Here is a 16,492-nt window from a genome sequence, read left to right as displayed (position 1 = left end):
AATGACGTGCCCGCAACTGCCAGCAGACAGCGAGCCGGCCCTCACTTCTGAACAAGCAACGACTAAGGCTGCTGTTTAAGTGCACCTGACCCCATACTTCCGTGAGTGTACCCGCCCCTTCTTCGCATTCCCATTATCCCGAAGCTATTTTACGGCTTCGATCCAGACGGCAGCTTGGCAACTGCTGGCTTTGGCAAAGCAGTTGCGTTGTACATAGTTCCAATCTTCAATGCCTCAGCTTTACCACCGGTCAACACATTGGCTTTTGTCAGAATGTATTTGGGGAACTTTGTGAGCAAATAATCCTGCCTAAACCACTGCCGGAAAAGAGGAAGAACGGCATCAGGATAAGCATTCGGCCTCTGAGGGTTACTCATTGACTGGGGATAATAGTCGGGATAATTGTGCTCGTACTGCGTTCTTTTCCCGTATTTATTTTCAAGATTATTTTCAGACCAGTACTTGCTCCAAGCCAAGCCCACACTGATATCTGGCACGGTTTTGTGGTTTACCGTCAGATCAGCCTGAATCAAATCCACGACTAGGCCAGTGATTTCCTTAAAGATAGTAAAATAACCAGCTGGAGCACTGTCTTTCAGTATTGAAACGCGGTCATTGTGATACTTCCACTTATCAGCTGGCGTGTAGTTAAGGGACTCATAAATAAACTTCCGTAAGCCGAACGCCGCAAACTTGCGATAGCTCTCCAATGCCGTGTCGTTATCCGCCTTAGACTCAAACGCGTAGTATTCAAGGAACGCCATGCAAACAACGTCAGGATAGGCAAAGTGCGTGGTGCCGTTCTGAACTGTTTGCAGGTGCAGTTTTTCTTCGTAATACCCATTGCTGAAGAGATACGCTTTAAAGTACGAGATGCGGTCTTTGCCCAGAACCGTATCGTTGTAATGATCCTCCCATTCCTTCGTAATGGTCTGAACCACATTACGGGATATCCCTAGGGCGCCAGCCAAACCTCGCTGCGTGAGGAAGGGGATACCGTTCTCAAGAACTCCCATCTCGATTCCATTCACATCCTTCTGGACCTCTATTCCAAGATCCAAAGGGAGCTGAGTAGGGGCGGCCTGTTGCAGGGGATTATTCATGACTAATTAGCTCCTTCATATAGTTTATTAGTGGCCTGTCAGCATACAATCAATAGCCCGTCCATCGCCTGGCAAAGATGACTGGCGCGTATCTTAATCCCTGAACAGACCGACTATTATCTCATTCAGCTTTGCACAATCGCGGAGCATTTCAGGCTAAATTTTTTTTGAATAACCATTATCTGCGGAATAACTTACTCCTATTCAAGGGATTAGCTGGCAGCTTGAACAAACGATGGACCTCGGAACTGCTGTTAACCCCTTATCGCCCGCCACCTCGATGCAGCGCTGGTCGACGCAGGCGCAGCGCAGCGCGCCTGCGCCGTACCCGCTCAAGCCTGCCACTATGAGACGCTCGTCACAAAAGAAGGCCATGCTCGGATGCCGTCACTAGCTTTCAACATCCGCACGTCACGCAATGAGCTTCGTTGTATGTCAAGAAGGCATTTCATGATTTTCCGTTCTCCTGATGGTGATAAGCAAATCTAACGCTTGAATTGATCTATAGATTGAATTGGACCTATTCTTTTTCATGCTCAAATCATTCGAAGGGCGCATTTACGCTGTTGATAAAAGATCTGATTTGGTCTGCCAACTCGCCGTTGACGTGGTCGCCTTGAAATACGACTGATCCTGTTTCGTATACATTCAGAACTAGCCCATTTGTAAACTTGTACATGCTTTGACCATTTGGCTTATTGTTAAGCGAGTGCTCGATGCTGCCGAGAAAAGCCTTCAGCATTTCGGGTTTGAGACATTTCATATTTTCTCAATCTCCTATCGGTGATACGCAAATCTAACGTTTGAATTAGCCGACTCGGAACAGGGAGGCTTGGTGCAATGTAGGCCGATGGAGCTTGGACCAAAGGGGCCAGGGTTAATTATAAATTGAACCTGACACATTCCTCCGCCGTATTGTCGCTGGAGCGAAGCAATCTCGTCTTTAACGAATTTTTAGTCACCGCCACTCAATCGTACGACAAGGCATACCCGTGATCGGTCCATTTAATTGAATAGTAGCGCTTGCAGTCTTTAGCGGCTTTCTGAACCAGTTCGTTAAAATTGGACTTGAGAAACATCTGGTCAGTGACGTTGCCGTTCGGTTTTGCCTCTTTAAGAATTCTGTCGAATTCTGCTTCGATCTCTCTGTGCAACTCTTCACAGTTCATTTTTTTCCCCTGGTTATGCAACGAACGATGTGTAATGGAGCTAGGCTGCTAACACCTGATTTAAGCTGAACTGCGAGGCGGTTTCGGCTTGAATGAATTTTTAGACGTCAAAGCCGGCCACCTTGAGCGTCCATCTGTTGAAGTAATTCGTGGATACGCGCTACCTCTAATACAAGAGCTGGCATGGCGTACTTTTTGCCCAGCACCTCAAATTCGCCGGTGTTGATGAAGTACGCCCTAAAGAAGATCGCTTTGGGCCCGTCTCTATTCGGTTCTGGGCCGAAAAATTCGGGAATTACGTAACCGGAGAAGACCTGCTCCCTGAAGTAGTCGTCAAGATTCTCATCAAGGTGCTCTAGCTGGTTCCGCAAGTTGCGATCTTCCAGTGGGCTACCAGTGGCAACGTGAAGTCTGCCCCGAAGATATTCACCCCTTGTCCTGTAACGCTTGCCTACTGGCCAGAAGTACTTGGACAGTGCTGCAGCATGTATCGCGATGCTCTGAACCTCATCTAGGCAGGCGGAAGTGTCCAATTCCAGCTGTTGCAGATTCTCGACGTTGTCCTTGATTTGGGAAATCACAGATTCGATATTCTTAGCGGCTTTCAGTGCCTGTGTTGTATTGAACAACATTGCGTTGATGTAGAACGCCTCATGCGGCGGCCAGATCACAAAATCTTCCAGTGGCGAGACACTTTCCATTTGATGTCTAACGCTCGATTTAAGTCAACATGCGAAATGGGTTCGGCTTGAATGAATTGTTAGGCCGCATCCTCGCCTACTCTGGCCTCTAGGCTCTTTAGGTAGGCAATGAGAACTCGAAACTGCTCACGGGTGGCTGCCAGTGGGTATTGACCAGGACCAGAGCGGAGTACTTTATGGTGGTCTACGAACAGTAGCTCAGTCTCAACGTATATTTGGTATTCGCCGATAGACATTTCGCGCATCGTCGGAATGTCTACAGCGTTCTCACCGACTTTTACAGATAGTTTCATAGCCCCTCCATGCGGTCTAACGCCTAAGTTAAGCCGATCCGTGAAGCGGGCTCGGCTTGAATTAATTGTTAGACTTGTCCTACGGACACTCAGGGAGGCTCAGGAGATTGTTGGGTTGCTCGCCATCATTTTTAGTTTTTATGTACTTGTTGCCGGATGCACTTGTAGCAACAATCACCCAAACGGATTGTCCACTCACGCTGACATAAAATCGCCACTTTCCAGACTCGATGCCATCAATCGCATCTTTCTGAGATACTTTCCACCGAGTTTTGTCTTCATTAAATCCTCCAATGAACTCAATGCGTTCGTGTGCACTCTGACGATTACTTTTATTTATGCAATATACTTGATGGTCCGACATTGCTCTTCCTTGGTTATTCTGGCGATGGAAGTTACATTGAACAACGAGTCGAGCTTACTCTTGAGAGAGGTCTAACTATTATTGACCGTCTAAGCACGGCGTAACACGATCCTCATCGGCTCCCTGACCGTAGTCAATTGCTATGAGCGTTTGAAGCCGACCGCTTTTCAGCCATGCCCCTCTGACGCAAGGTGTTATGTATCCTCAGTGCGGCCACACTCAGTGCCACGATGCTCCATGCCTTGCTCAACATTGTTTCTTCCCCCTGAAGAAATTCTTGGCTTTGCGGCTGCATTAAGTACTGCGCGCCTTGATCCTCGCCGAGTTTTTGGATTGCGTCAATGCGCTTGCGCGATTGATTGCTGGGTTTATCGGGTTTGCCCTCATCCGCCCTTCGGGCACCTTCTCCCGCGTGCGGGAGAAGGGATTGGTGTGTTGGGTTATTGGCTGTTTTTTGCGGTTGCCGGCTTGGCCGACGCGGGCAGAGCGAGTTTATTGTTGAGGTCGGTAACCTCTGGAGCGTTGCCTTCGGTCAGCACACGCAGTTGCGCGGTTTTTAGATTTTCCGCGTTGGTTAGTGGCAGGCGTACCTGGGTGGTGATTGGCTGCAGATTGCGTGGTGCGGCAAGGGCCGGGAACGCGGCTCTTGCCAGCTCCTTGCCACGCGTATCTTCCAGCACCACAAACCCAGCCGGTGCGTCCGCGTGGCCGAGGCTGTGCACCGTCACTTCGATGGCGTCGGCGGTCAAGCGCACGTCGCCATGGCCGATGCCCAGGTCCGGGCGTAGTTCGACCGGGGTGGTGGCTGCGATGCGTTCGAGCTGCAGGACGGTGGTGCGGCCCGCGGGGAAGTCGATGTCGATGGCCGCGCTTTTTTCGAAAGCGACCTTTTGCGTCTTGGCGCTGCTGTCGAGCTTGCCGTCATTGCCTTTGCTTACGCCTTGGGTGATGCGCCATTGGCCCGGGGCGACGTTCCAGCCGGTCATGCTGGCGCGCTGGTTTTTATTCGATGTGTTGTAGGCGATGACGGTGAAGCGGTCTTGCCGGGGTGCGGGGATGGCGATGGCCACTTGGGTGGCGGCCTCTGGGTCATTGAAGCGCCAGCTGACGGTGTGGCCGGGGTAGGTTTGATTGCGCTTGAGGGCCACTCCCCCTAAGCGTGCGCGTTGCAGGTTGACCGTGGGGGATTCCACGCGGTCGCTCCACCAGTGGCCTTCGGTGTTCATGTAGAAGTTCTGCAATTTCTCTCTTGCCTCGCTGCGGTAAATGGCCGCGAGATACTCGAGGTTGCCGGTCTGCTCCCAGGCCACATGGTGCGGGAAGTCCGGGGCGCTGCCGTCGTCCTTGTTTGCGGCGTCGATGAGCTTGCCGCTCCAGTCGCTGCGCTTGCCCATGACGTCGAGGAAGTTTTCGTTGAGCAGGGATAAGCCATTCGGGCCGCTGTTGGCGACGCGGTAGTCGATGGGTTTGAGATAACGCGCGTCGCCGGTGAAGCGGTAGGCGGCCCAGAAGGTGTGCAAGGTGTCGGCGCCGCCGCTGCCTTCGAACAGTTCGCCGCCGCGGGTTTTGCCGGTTTGCCAATTGATCTCGTTGGGCAGGGCCCAGTTGCCCTTGGCGTTGGTGTAGGCGTGGGTGAGATAGCCATCCGCTAACCCGGTGACGATGCGGCGGCTGTTGGGGTCGGCGTTATAGCCGCCCAGCAGGATGGCCGGGTGCACGATGGGGAAGGAATACGGCTTTTGCCATTGCCAGTTGGGCTCGCGGTAAACGGTGCGGCCGCCGAACCAGTTGCTGGCGAATAGCAGGTGGCCTTGCGGGTTGACCTGGATGATATTGTCGAAGGCCTTGACGGTTTCCATCAGGCGCTCGACGGTGCGCGGGTCGCCCCAGTTGAGGTACAGCAGGGCGCTGTTGAGGTTGATGCCTTCCTCGTAGGAATGCAGCTCGTCGGTTTCGATGGTGGACAGGCCGTTGGTGAACATGCCGTTGCGGTAGTTGGCATCGGACAGCGCCAGCATGGAGGCGTTGAGCATGTCCGGGTCCACGCCCATCAGGGCGACGCCGGGCCATTGCTGCACCAGGTCCGAGTCGTCGGAGATGCCGCCGCCGAAATCGCCGTAGGCCACCTGGCGCTGCTCGATCCACCAGCGGATGTAGCGGCGCGTGGCGCTGAGGTCTTGCAGCTGCCAGAACGCCCAGGCGGGCACGCCCTTGGGCACGGTGGGCATGTCCACAGGCAACTCGCCCTGGTTGGCGTAGCTGATGTCGTTCCAGTATTCGCGTCCAAGCGCGTGGTCCGGGTCGACGCGCAGCAGGTCGGTGATGTCGGCGTCCAGCCGTTTGTAGAGCAGCTGGCGCTTGGAGGTGGTGTGTTCTTCCACCAGAAAGCCCCAGTTGTCCTTGACCTGATTGAAGCGGTCGGCCACGTGCTCTTTGATGGCCTCGTTGCGCGGTTTGAACACCAGTTGCAGCTGGGTGCCGTCGAGCGCGTTGGCATCGAAGCCGGGTGCGGCGGCGGCGATGCTGAGCATCAGGCTGTCGTTGCTGAGGATCCTGTCGCGTAGGTCCAGCCACAGCGTGCGGGCCTGGCCGGGGGCGACGGCCACCGACACGTCGATCATGTCGCGTGCGGGCCAGATGGGGTCCTTGATGCGGATGTTGAGCGGGATGCTGCCGTTGTGGGTGGCCGGCAGGCTGAGCGCCGGCAGGGTGATGGCGATGCCATCCAGGCCGTCGTGCATGTTTTCCCAGCCGTAGGACCAGCTGCGCATCAGCGCCTGGTCCGGCGGCGGGTTGCCAAGGCTGGAGGGCACCAGGATGTGCACGATGGGTTGCTGCGCGCTTGCGGCGGCCTTGTCGCTGGGGCGCTTGCGCGCCGGTGCCTTGGTGGGCAGCGCGATGACGGTCTGGCGCTCGCCCGGCGGGTAGCGCCCGGCGATGACACCGCGCAGTTCGGCGAGGTTGTCGTAGTCGGGCTGGATGTCGCTGCGCACGGTGTAGCTGAGTTGCGCGCTGCCTTTGGGTACCTGCCCCGGTTGCACGTTGTAGGCCCAGATTTCCTGGATGGGCGTTTCCTGCGCGGTGTTGGCAAAGCGCAGCGTGCCACCGCGGCGCTCGGGGAACTGGTCCACGCTGCGCACCACGCCTTGTGCGCGTGCGAACAGCGGTTGCGCCTGCGCGGCGCTTGCACCGGCGGCAACGGGCGCGGTGTAGCTGGCCTGGCCGTAGGCGGCGCCGCGCAGCTCGATGCGGTTGACCGGCTCGTCCGGCAGGGTGAGGTCCAGCGCCTTGCCGCCTTCGACGTAGGTGTTCCAGTCCGGCAGCTGGAAGTAGTCGTTGCGGCCGGGCAGGCGCGAGCGGTTGTAGACGCCGGGCCAGGTGGTTTCGGCAATGCCGTCGGTGGCTTTCCACATCCATTGCTTGAGATCGCGCGCGTCGGTGAATTCCACCTTGCGGATGCGGGTGACCGCTGCGGTGAGTGCAGGCGGTGCGTGGCCGTTGTCCCAGCCGTAGCGGTGCAGGAAGGCGGTGTGTTGCGCGTCGCCGGTGGCGGGGACGGCGGTGGTGGGTTCCTGCAGGCGGGCGAGCGCGCTGGCGCCTGCGCCATCGAGCATGCGGTCGTAGATGCGAATCTCATCGAAGTCGCTACCGCGCAAAAAGTTGTAGCGGCTCTGCACCTGGTGCGGCGACATCACGCGGCCGGCCAGGCCGAACTGGTCCAGCGCAGTGTCGTAATCGAGCGCGCCGCCGTTGGTGCAAGGCGCACCGCAGTCCACGCGTGCGGCTTCCTTGCCATCGACATACAGGCGCACGCCCTGGGTTTCGTCCCAGGCAAACGCAATGTGGGTCCAGTCGCTGGCGCTGGGGAGTTTGTCGAGCTTGAAGGAGACGCGGGTGCGCGCGAGGTTGGCGTCGGTGACGAAGGCATCGAAGCCGTGGCCGTTCCAGTCGATGCGCAGCCAGGCCATGTCCCAGCTGGTGTGGTCGGCGTAGCCGACGCGGAAGATCACGAACGGTGCTTCGCCGACCGGGTAGCGCGGACGCCAGAAGAAGCCGAGCGTGCCGCGCTGGGTGTAGAGGTTGCCGGGCGCATTCCACGACAGCACGCCGTCGTCGGCCCATTCGATGGCGTTGCCGCGTTTGCCGGTGGGCACCAGGGCGATCTTGTCGCGGAAGTTGGGCACACCGTCGCCACGGGCGACGTCCGCGTCCAGGCTGCGATCGGCCGAGACCCGGAACAACAGCTCCGGGGCCGTGGAGGTGGCCGCACTCACCGGCAGCGCAATCAAACACAACAAACCCATCCAAACCTTCAGCACACGCACCTCGTCTGGTTCAAAACCACTCTTCAAAACCACTGCCGCACCGCATGGGCGACAGACACTGCACCATGCCAACGCAACGCGGCACGCGGCGCACGGTTGGCGGCGAGCAAGCGGGCTGGCACGTACGAGAGTACATGCGGTGCCTGCGTGCTGCGCGCGCCAGCCTGCGCCGCGTGCGGTGGTGCGGTGGCTGCGTCCACTACAGCCCGTTTGCGGCCTTCCACTTGGGAATCTCGTCCTTCAACAACTTGTCCGGCCAGGTGCCATGCCAGGCATAGCCCACGCGGCGTTCGTTGGGCACCTGCATGTAGTCGGTCAAGGCCTTGCCGTCGCGGTTGGCATACAAGGGGCACTGATTCTGCAGGTCGTAGAAGCGTGCCCACAGCGAGGCGCCCGGCTGCGCGACCAGGATCACGTCCTTGCCGGTTTCCTGGGTGGGGTCATCGATTTTCTTGGTGACAAGATCGCGCATGCGGTGAGTGTCGAACCAGACACCGGCCGCTTGCACCGCAGTCTTGATCTTGGCCGAGGGGTTGGGCTGGCGCATCAAAAACCGCGCGATGCTCACCGACTCGCTGGACGACAACGAGGCCAGCTCATACGCGCGCGCCTTGGCCGGCTTGAGCGTGACCTCGTCGTATTGCGCGCCCCATACGGTGAGCGTGCCGCCGATCTTGACCTGGGTGGCAAGCACGCATTCCAGGCCCTTGGTCACCGCCTGCACTGCGCGTGCGCCATGGCTGCTGCGCAGCTGCGCGCCGGCATCGCCCTTGCCCTCGCCGATGTCCTGCAGCAAGTTGAGCACGCGCACCATCGCGTCGTCGTTGTAGGTGATCTGATGGTGATAGGACGACAGGTCCGGGTAGAACTGCGGCCAGCCGCCATTGGCGTATTGCGCCTTGAGCAGGTAGTCCACGCCACGGCGTGCGGCGGCGATGTACTTGGCGTTCTTTTCGTTCTTGAAGGCGGTGGACAGGTACGTGATTTCGTACGTGGTCGCCTTGTTGTCGATGGTGGCGTCGTCCTTGCGCCCGGGCTGTTGCAGTTCGGCAATTTCTGCAGCGGTGAAGGTGCGCGTGTAATCCACTGCCACGCCCTTGTACTGCTTGGACCAGCCACCGGAGGCGGTCTGCAGCAGCAGCATGTTGTCGGCGATGGTGTCGGCCATGGCCGACAGCGGTGCCAGCAGCAACGCGGTGGTGAATGCAATTGTCGATAAACGGGTCATCAGAACGGCCTCCAGCTGCCCAGGATGGTGTTGCGGTCCAGCGCGGCGGCCTGCGCAGCAGTGAGCTGGCGCGACCACTTCACGCGGCGCGACGGGTTGGCGCCGTTGCCGCTGCTCTGGTATTCGCTGTAGCGGGCAGTGGCCTCGTTGGCGGCGTTGCCCCAGTTGTTCCAGCCTTCGGGCAGGATGTGCGCGCCGAGCTGGCTGCTGACGAAGCTGACGCTGGCATACGGGCGCCACGGGCGGCCCAGGTGCACGCGGCTGACGCCGCTGGCGGCGGTGACGCGTGCGTTGCGGAACACGAAGCCGCGCGCACTTTCCTGCGGAGTGGAGGCTGCGGTGAGATAACCATCGCCCAGCGAATGCAGTTGCGTGTTTTCAAACAGCGCTGTGCCGCCGCCGAAGATGAAATCGACGGTGCCTTCCACGTAGCAATCCAGAAAGTACGAGAGCTTGGGATTGCGCAGATACAACGTGTCTTGATAACCGAGAAAGCGCACATTGCGGAACGCCGCGCGGTCGCCATCCACACGCACCGCCACCGCCTGCCCAACCGGGCCTGCGTGATTGCCGAAGGCGAGTTTTTCTGCAGTGAAGTCGTTGCCGGCGATGATGACGCTGGACGAACCGGAGGTGCCGTATTCGGTGCCGGTGGCCGGATTGATGCGTGAGGCGTAGTTGTCGTAGGTGATGACGGTCTGGGTGGCGCCGGCGCCGGTGAGCCTGAGCGCCGGTGCGTTGGACGGCACCACGATCAGTTCCTGGTAGGTGCCGGCGCCGATGTTGATCTGCGCGCGTTTGCCGCCCTGCACGGCGGCGTCGATGGCGGCCTGTACGGTGCGGTAGCCGGCGCTGCCCTGCTTGGCCACGGTGTAGACCGGGTCGGCGGCAATGGCCGCGGTGCTGCCCAGCGACAGCCCGGCCAGCAATGCGGTGGCAGCGAGAGTACGTAACACGATCCTGCGATGCGGTTGCATGCGTTGCTCCTGTCAGAACTTGTAGCGCGCGCCGATGTAGTACTGACGCCCGGTGACGGTGTATTTGTCGGGCAGTTCCAGCGTGGAATCGACGTAGCGGCGGTCGGGGGTGTCGAGCAGGTTGATCGCCTCGAAGGTCAGCGAGATGTGGTCGTTGAGCTTGTAGGACATGTTGAAGTCGACGTTTTCAACGCTGTATTTGCCGGTGACATCGGCAGTGGCCAGGCGACGCCCGTCCAGGTCGTAGACGTCTTCCTGGGCGAGGATGTTGTTGATGTAGCCATCGCGATAACTGGTGGACACGCGCGCACTGAAGCGGCCGTCGTCGTAATAGACGGTGGCGTTGTAGGACTGCGGCGAGAGATTGAGCAGGTCGCGCTCGGTGGCGGTGGTGGTGATGCTGGTGTTGCTGTTGCCGGCGGTACTGAACAGGTAATTGATCTTGGAATCGACCTGGGTGTAGTTGAGCTGGATGCCGAAGTTGCGCCAGAAGCCGGGCAAAAAGTCGAAGGCCTGCTGGTAGGTCAGCTCGAAGCCCTTGAGCGGGCCGCCGGGAGTGTTGAAGTAGCTCTGCACATTGAAGATGGTGTCCGGCGTAAAACCTGCCGGGAGCAGATCCAGCGAGTAGCCCATCGCCTCCCAGGTGCTGAGCACGCGGGTGCGCTGCACGTAGCTATCGATGTCCTTGTAGAACACCGCCGCCGACAACAGCGAGCCTTCGCGGAAATACCATTCGGCGCTGAGGTCGTAGTTGGTGGAGCGGAACGGGTCGAGCTTGGGGTTGCCCAGGTTGATCGAGAAGAAGCGCCCGTCGTCGAAGAACTGGGTGGGGCCGCCGCTGACGCTGGGCGACAGATACGCCAGCGTGGGACGCGCCATGGTCTTGGCCGCACCGAAGCGCAGCACCACTTCGTCGCTGACATCCCACGAGAGGTTGAGCGAAGGCAGGATGTCGCGGTAATTGTGATTGACGGTGGTGGGCACCAGCAGGCGCTCGCCGGCTGCGGCGGTGGCGCTGGCCACGCCGAAGAACGATTCGCAGTTGGGCGAGATGGCGCCGGCCGCGGTGGCGGTGCATGGCGCATAGCCGCTGGCGGCGATCTGCGTCTGCACATAGCGCACGCCCAGATTGCCGCGCAGCGCGCGGCCCCACAGGTCGGTGTTGAAATCCAGCTGCAGGTAGGTGCCCAGGCTCTTTTCGTTGACGGCGAAATTGTTGTTGGACGAGCCGAAGTGGCCGACATCGGCCAGGCGGTAGTCGCCACCGGGCACGCCGGTATCGCAGTTGCAATTGATGTTGAGCAGGTCGGCGACCTTCTGGAAATCCGGAATCACCCAGGTGGTGGGGAAGCTGCCGTTCAAGCTGCGGCCGAAGCCATCCAGATTGGTGCTCAAGTCACCCACGCCCACACCGGCCGGCAAGGCCTGCGCCAGTCGCCCGTAGGACACATGGCGCGACTCCGACGTGTCCATGTCGTAGTTCTTGTAGGCCAGCCCGGTGCGGAAGGTGAAGGTGGGGCTGATGTTGAATTCCAGATCCACCTTGGCGGTGTCGAAGGTGTTGCCCACCGACTGCGGGTTGAGCCGCACCTCGCTGATGTTGGTGCCGCGCGCGGTGCCGTTGCTGTTGACCGGCACCGCGCCGTAGCCCAGCCACTGCCAGTTGTCGGGGTTACCCGCATCGAAGGGGAAACTCATGCTGGGGTAGTCGCCACCATTGCGGCGGTCGAGCACGAAGCCGTCCAGATTGGTGTTGTCGAAACTCACCATCGAAAACTCGGGGCGTTCGTAGTCCGAGGTCGAATGGCCGACCAATGCGTTGACGCGCACCTGGTCGTTGAAGCGGTGCTGCAGGTCCAGGCTGAACTGCTTGAACTCGGTGGATTCTTCGATGTTGCTGGATTCGGTGCGGAAATCGACGTTGTCGAACACCCCATAGGTGAGGCGGTTCTGCTCGTCCACCTGCGCCTGCCGCACGGCGATCTGGGTTTTGCCGCCGAAGTTGGCGGTGCGGTGCAGGTTGGCGCCGACCGAGTCTTCGCGCTGGTCCTTGTCCAGCTTGGAATACAGCATGTCGACGTTCAGCAGGGTGTCGTCGCTGACCTTGAATTGCAGCGCGCCGGTGACGCCGAGGCGTTTGATCTCGTGATCGGTGCGGATATAGCGCGGGTAGCGCGGAATCCACGCATCAGTAGCGGTTTCGTAGGCCTGGATGTTCTCCGGCGTGTTGGCCGGGCGCGCGATGCCGGTGCCGCAATTGGTGGCGCTGATGCCGTAGCTGCCCCAGCCGTTGTTGCGGTCCTGGTTGGCCTGCGAGCCGACCCCGGCGCGGGTTTCGTTGGCCAGCGGGTTGCGCGGGGTCTGCGGGTTGTAGCCCACCGGCGAACAGAAACCGTAGGTGCCGTTGTTGGTGGCGGTGTTCTGGTTGGAGTTGCGGTAGTTGCCGTGCTCCCAGCGCACCGGGTTGTAGCCTTCCTCGCGCAGGTGACGCTCGCTATACGACACCGACATCAACGCGCCGACGCGGCCATCGGCCCAGATATTGCTGATCAAACCGGAAAAACGCGGGTCTTTTTCGCGCGAGAGATCGTTGTAGCCGTACTGCGTGGATGCGGCCGCTTCGAAGCCGTCGAAATCGAACGGGCGCGAGCCACGCAGATCGACGGTGGCGCCGAGCGAGCCTTCGTCCATCTGCGCCGACTGGGTCTTGCTGATGGTGACGCGGCTGAAGAGTTCCGAGGCGAAGGTGTTGAAGTCGAAACCGCGGCTGCGGTTGACGCCATCGCTGCCGCTGCCGGCGGTGGCCAGGGCTTCCAGCCCGTTGATGCGCACGCGGGTGAAGTCCGAGCCCAGGCCGCGCACGGAGATCTGCTTGCCCTCGCCGCCTTCACGGTCGATGGAGACGCCGGCGATGCGCTGCATCGATTCGGCCAGGTTCAGATCGGGAAACTTGCCGATGTCTTCGGCATAGATCGCATCCACCTGCTCCACGCTGTAGCGCTTGGCATCCAGCGATTGCTGCAGGCTTTCGCGGTAGGTGGCCTTGACCTGCACGCGGTCCAGATCCACCGCGTCGGTAGGCGTGGTCGGCGGGCCGACGGTTTGCGCGGCAGCAGTGGCCGCGTGCAGTGCCAGAACAATGGCCACTGACAAACGCGCGCTGGGCAGGCGAGCGGCCGCCAATGCGGCGGGACGACGCGAACAGACTTGCATGATGCACTTACTCCAATGGCACTGCTGCAAAGACGCATGCAGCCTCCCCACAGGCCCCTGGCGTCGCTCGATAGCGCTAGCGCATCGCCGCGACGCGACCTTGCGGCGGCGTGCGTTGGATGTCTGCGATTTGAAACGGCACGCCCACCGCGTTGCATGCGCGCACGCACGGCGGGCGCAAGATGTCATCGCGATCAGGCGTTGGAATCAGGCCCGCTGCGCGTGCGCAGCGGGCGGACACGCGTTAGAACTTGTAGCGGGCACCCAGCAGGAATTGGCGGCCGGTTTCACCGTATTGCAGCGGCAACTGGCCGGTGCGCGGCGACGACACCCACTCGTCTGAAGCTTCGTTGGTGAGGTTGATGCCTTCCAGGCTCAGCTCCAGCTGCTTGCTGATCTTGTAGCGCAGCGAGGCGTCGATCATGGTGGTGCCGGTCATGCCGTGCACGCCATCGACGTTGAAGCCGGCTTCCGAACCCGGTGCCTGGGTCAGGTAGTCGTCGCGGTTGGTGGCCGACACGCGCCCTGCGAAGGATTCGCCTTCATAGAACAGCGTGGCATTCCACGACGAGCGCGACAGCCCGAGCAGGTCGTTCTTCATCACCGGCGCGCCGCTGCTGGCCAGGTACTGGATCTTCGAATCGACCCAGGTGTAGTTGAGCTGCACGCCCAGGTTGGCCCACTTGCCCGGCAGGAAGGTGAAGGGCTGCGTGTAGTTGGCTTCCACGCCCTTCAATTCGCCGCCAGGCGTATTGAGCGGGATGCTGAAGGCGAAGTCGTCGTTCACCGTTGCGCCGGTGCCCTCCAGCAAGGACGCCGGCAGGCCGCTGCTGGAATACGGACGCACTTCGCGCGCGGTCTGGATGAAGCTCTCGATGTCCTTGTAGAACAGGCCGACACCGAGCAAGGCGCCTTCGTTGAAGTACCACTCCAGGCCGAGGTCGACGTTGGTGGCTTCGATCGGGTCCAGGTCCGGGTTACCGCCGGCCACGGTGCGTGCACCACCGGCCACGGCCACGGTTACGCCGGGCGTGAGGCTGCCCAGGCCGGGACGCGACATCACCTTGGCGGCGCCAAGACGCAGCAACAGGTCCGGCGCCAGCTCGGCGACCAGGTTGAACGAGGGCAACGTGTTGTCGTACTTGCGGCCGACCGTGGTCAGTGCCGGCGCGTTGTTGATCAACGCATAGCCAGTGGATTCCTGCTCGGTCTCCACGTAGCGCACGCCGAAGTTACCCGACAGCGGAATGGCGCCCAGGTCGGTAGAGAACTCGCCCATCAACCACACGCCGCGGTCTTTTTCTTCGACGCTGCGGCTGTTGTTGACGCGCGGGGCCACGGCGAAGGTGCCGCTGTTGCTGTAGATGCCGAACTGATCGGCCACTGCATCCAGGTTGGGGACCACCCAGCTGGCCGGGCTGCCGTTGATGCCCTTGAGCCCGGCTTGTTCGGTCAGGGCGGCCGGGACGATGCGCGTGCCATTGGCGAAGGTGGGCACGGCCAGCTCGTTGGCGCGGCGCAGTTCGACGGTGCTGAAGGTGTAGTTCTTGGCCAGCACGCCACCCTTGAGGCGGAAACCGGGGCTGACGTTCCAGTTGAAGTCGATCTGGCCGGTGTCGAAGTCGTTGTCCACCGACTGCGGACGCAGGCGGATTTCGGCCAGCTCCCATCCGTTGGGATTGGTCGGGTCTATCCCGTAGTTCAGCACCGGCGCGCGGTTGTTGCCGCGGTAGTCGTAGCTGTACCCGTCGACGTCGTACTTGTCCATGATGATGGTGGTCTGGATCGGGTTCTCGTGCGCAGAGCGCGAGGTGCCGACCCGGGCATTGACGCTGAAGGCATCGTTGAAGCGATGCTCCATGTCGAAGCTGATCTGCTTGAACTCGGTGTTCCATTCGTCGTGGCGGTTTTCGGTGCGGATGTCGACATTGTCGAACTCGCCGTAGACCAGTGCGTTGTTGCGGATCTCGCCGTTGCGCACGACGGTGGCCGGCTTGCCGACGAGCACGGGGCGGGCATTGCCGCCGCGGCTGAAGGAGATCGCTTCGATGTAGTGCTCGTCGCGCTTGGCATCGATCTTGGAATACAGCATGTCCAGCGACAGCGTGGTGCGGTCGGACGGCTTCCACTGCAGCGAGCCGGTGACGCCCAGGCGCTGCTGGTCGTGGATCTGCTGGGTGTAGCGCGGGAAACGCGGGTGATAGACATTGGCCGAGCGCGCCGCGGCGAACGGCGAGGCGGCACTGAAGCCGCCGTTGCTGGGGCCATTGGCCCAGCGGCCGGTGTTGGACCCTTCTTCCAGCACTTCGCGCTCGGTGTAGGCCACCGACAGCAAGGCGCCGAAGGTGTTGTCGGCCCAGGTGTTGGCGATCAGGCCGGCCACGCGCGGGTTGGCCTTCTCGGCCATGGCGTTGTAGGCGGCCTGGGTGCTGGCGGCGAAGGTGAAGCCGTTGTAATCGAACGGACGCGCGGTACGCAGGTCGACGGTGGCGCCGAGCGAGCCTTCTTCCACGTCGGCCGAGGCGGTCTTGCGCGCGATCAGCTGCGAGAACAGGTCCGAGGCGAACACGTTGAAGTCGAAGCCGCGGCCGCGGTTGGTGCCGCCGCTCTGGTCGCCGGCGCCCACGGTGGTGAGCGCCTCCATGCCGTTGATGCGCACGCGGGTGAATTCCGGCCCCAGGCCACGCACCGAAATGGCGCGGCCTTCGCCGGCCTCGCGGGTGATCACCACGCCGGGGATGCGCTGCAGCGACTCGGCCAGGTTGAGGTCGGGGAACTTGCCGATGTCCTCGGCGACAATGGCATCGACCACGCCGGCTTCGCCGCGCTTGATGTCCAGGGCCTTTTCCACCGAGGCGCGGTAGCCGGTCACCGTGACGGTGTCCAGGTCCACGGCGGGCTCGACGGGTGGTTGGGTGGTGTCCTGCGCAGCAACGTGGCCGCTCAGCGCCAGGCCGATCGACAGTGCAAGCAAGGTAACCGGTGTCTTCCGGTTGGTGGTCCGAAATTGCATGTCCTCCCCTCCCAAGGGTCCATGAACAATGTGAAATGGCAGGTAGTGAGCGGCAATGACACCGCTGGTCAAAACGACGTTACCAGCTGAATCGTCGTTCAACATC

At 60.6% G+C, this 16,492-nt stretch carries 9 protein-coding genes; all 9 read right to left on the bottom strand.

Features of this window, described 5'->3' with window-relative positions:
• Nucleotides 1-149: 149 nt before the first annotated feature.
• Entirely contained in the window at nt 150-1,103 is a 954-nt protein-coding gene (locus A7D16_RS04520; protein ID WP_064630225.1) for a hypothetical protein, read from the bottom strand.
• A 968-nt stretch (nt 1,104-2,071) separates the two neighbouring features.
• Nucleotides 2,072-2,272: a hypothetical protein gene (locus tag A7D16_RS04515; protein WP_064630223.1), complete on the bottom strand. Its 201-nt coding sequence runs from the start codon at nt 2,270-2,272 to the stop codon at nt 2,072-2,074.
• Between the two features lie 107 nt (nt 2,273-2,379).
• Entirely contained in the window at nt 2,380-2,973 is a 594-nt protein-coding gene (locus tag A7D16_RS04510) for a hypothetical protein (protein ID WP_064630222.1), read from the bottom strand.
• Nucleotides 2,974-3,345: 372 nt separating this feature from the next.
• Entirely contained in the window at nt 3,346-3,630 is a 285-nt protein-coding gene (locus tag A7D16_RS21210) for a DUF3892 domain-containing protein (RefSeq protein ID WP_082925724.1), read from the bottom strand.
• Nucleotides 3,631-4,070: 440 nt separating this feature from the next.
• Nucleotides 4,071-7,934: a LamG-like jellyroll fold domain-containing protein gene (locus A7D16_RS04500; protein ID WP_193395438.1), complete on the bottom strand. Its 3,864-nt coding sequence runs from the start codon at nt 7,932-7,934 to the stop codon at nt 4,071-4,073.
• Between the two features lie 220 nt (nt 7,935-8,154).
• A complete protein-coding gene (gene pelA / locus A7D16_RS04495) occupies nt 8,155-9,183 on the bottom strand; it encodes a pectate lyase (protein ID WP_064630218.1) in 1,029 nt (342 codons plus the stop codon).
• Nucleotides 9,183-10,160 carry a pectinesterase family protein gene (locus A7D16_RS04490; RefSeq protein WP_064630215.1) on the bottom strand — a complete coding sequence of 326 codons (978 nt, stop codon included), beginning with the start codon at nt 10,158-10,160 and terminating at the stop codon, nt 9,183-9,185. Before A7D16_RS04490 ends, pelA begins: the two co-directional genes overlap by 1 nt.
• Nucleotides 10,161-10,172: 12 nt before the next feature.
• A complete protein-coding gene (locus A7D16_RS04485) occupies nt 10,173-13,373 on the bottom strand; it encodes a TonB-dependent receptor (protein WP_064630214.1) in 3,201 nt (1,066 codons plus the stop codon).
• Nucleotides 13,374-13,617: 244 nt separating this feature from the next.
• A complete protein-coding gene (locus A7D16_RS04480) occupies nt 13,618-16,386 on the bottom strand; it encodes a TonB-dependent receptor (RefSeq protein ID WP_064630212.1) in 2,769 nt (922 codons plus the stop codon).
• Nucleotides 16,387-16,492: the final 106 nt, after the last annotated feature.

The organism is Xanthomonas nasturtii (assembly GCF_001660815.1).
GTDB lineage: Bacteria > Pseudomonadota > Gammaproteobacteria > Xanthomonadales > Xanthomonadaceae > Xanthomonas > Xanthomonas nasturtii.
This window is presented reverse-complemented; position numbering and strand designations above follow the sequence as displayed.